The organism is Mycobacterium sp. E342, assembly GCF_001667665.1.
GTDB lineage: Bacteria > Actinomycetota > Actinomycetes > Mycobacteriales > Mycobacteriaceae > Mycobacterium.
This window is the reverse complement of sequence record NZ_LZJM01000068.1, coordinates 1-1767: the sequence shown is the minus strand read 5'-3', so window position 1 is coordinate 1767 and position 1767 is coordinate 1. Positions and strand designations below refer to the sequence as shown.

The following is a 1767-nucleotide window of genomic DNA, read 5'->3' as shown; positions in this document are numbered from 1 at the left end:
TCGAGGCGGTGGCGCGCCATTCGTTTGACCTGGCGGTGGAGATTCCGTTGCGTGCGACGGTGTTTCGGGTGGGTGAGGGTGAGCATGTGTTGGTGGCGGTGGCTCATCATATTGCCGCTGATGGGTGGTCGATCACGCCGTTGGTGCGTGATTTGGGGGTGGCGTATGCCAGCCGGTGTGGTGGTGAGGTGCCGGGGTGGGTCGAATTGCCGGTGCAGTATGTGGATTACACGTTGTGGCAGCGGGCGCAGTTCGGGGATTTGGATGATCCGCGTAGTGCGATCGCCGGGCAGGTGGCGTATTGGCAGGATGCGTTGGCGGGGATGCCGGAGCGGCTGGAGTTGCCGACCGATCGGCCTTATCCGTCGGTGGCCGATTATCGGGGCGCGCGGGTGAGCGTGGAGTGGCCCGCGCAATTGCAACAGCGAGTAAGTGAGGTGGCGAGTGAGCATAATGCGACCAGTTTCATGGTGGTTCAGGCCGCGTTGGCGGTGGTCTTGGGCAAGCTGGGTGCGACTTCGGATGTGGCGGTGGGCTTTCCGATCGCCGGGCGTCGTGATCCTGCGCTTGATGACTTGGTCGGATTTTTCGTCAACACGCTGGTCTTGCGCACCGACCTGGGTGGAAATCCGACCGTGGCTGAGCTCCTGGCACAGGTGCAACACCGCAGCCTGGCAGCCTACGAACACCAGGACGTACCCTTCGAACTCCTCGTCGAGCGGCTGCACCCCGCCCGCAGCCTCAGCCACCACCCCCTGATCCAGGTCGTCCTCGCCTGGCAGAACGTCGACTTCGCCGACCTCACCCTGGGCGATCTTCACGTCACGCCGCTGACCACCGAAACCCGCAGCGCGCGAATGGATTTGGTGTTCTCGTTGGCCGAGCGGTGGACTGAGGATGCTCGGCCGGCCGGGATTGGTGGGGCGGTGGAGTTTCGTACCGATGTGTTCAACACCGCTCGGGTGGAGGCGTTGGTCGAGCGGTTGTATCGGGTGTTGGTGGCCATGGCGGCGGATCCGGGGCGGCGGTTGTCGTCGATTGATGTGCTCGATGAGTCCGAGCGTGCGCGGCTTGACGAGTTGGGTAACCGGGCGGCGCTGGGCGCGCCGGTCACCGCGCCGGTGTCGATTCCGGTGTTGTTCGGTGGGCAGGTGGCGCGTGCGCCGGAGGCGGTGGCGATCACCGAGGGTGGCCGGTCGTGGACTTATCGGGAGGTGGATGAGTCGTCGACTCGGTTGGGGCGCTTGCTGGTTGAGTATGGTGCCGGGACCGGGGAGTGTGTGGCGGTGTTGGCCGAGCGTTCGGCTCAGGCCGTGGTGGCGATCCTGGCGGTGCTCAAGACCGGGGCGGCCTACCTGCCGATCGATCCGGCCCTGCCGGCCGCACGCATCGAATTCATGCTCACCGACGCCGCGCCGATCGCCGCGATCGTCACCCCCGACGTGCGTGCCCGGCTCGACGGGTTCGACCTCGCCCTCATCGATATCGGCGAGCACGCCGTCGAGACGCAATCCAGCGACGGGCTGCCGGCGCCGTCGCCGGAGGACATCGCCTACGTCATCTACACCTCCGGCACGACCGGCACCCCGAAAGGGGTTGCCGTGCCGCACCGCAACGTCACCCAGCTACTGGACTCGGTGAACCGTGAGCTGGTCCTCGGGCGGGTGTGGTCGCAATGCCACTCGCTGGCCTTCGACTTCTCGGTCTGGGAGATCTTCGGGTCGCTGCTGCGCGGCGCCCGGCTGGTGATCGTGCCCGACGCGGTGG

1 protein-coding gene is annotated in these 1767 nt (G+C 66.3%); it reads left to right on the top strand.

Annotated features, from left to right (window positions below):
* Positions 1–1767, top strand: a 1767-nt coding sequence (locus tag A5692_RS03295) for a condensation domain-containing protein (protein WP_156765907.1), incomplete at both ends; no start/stop codon positions are given.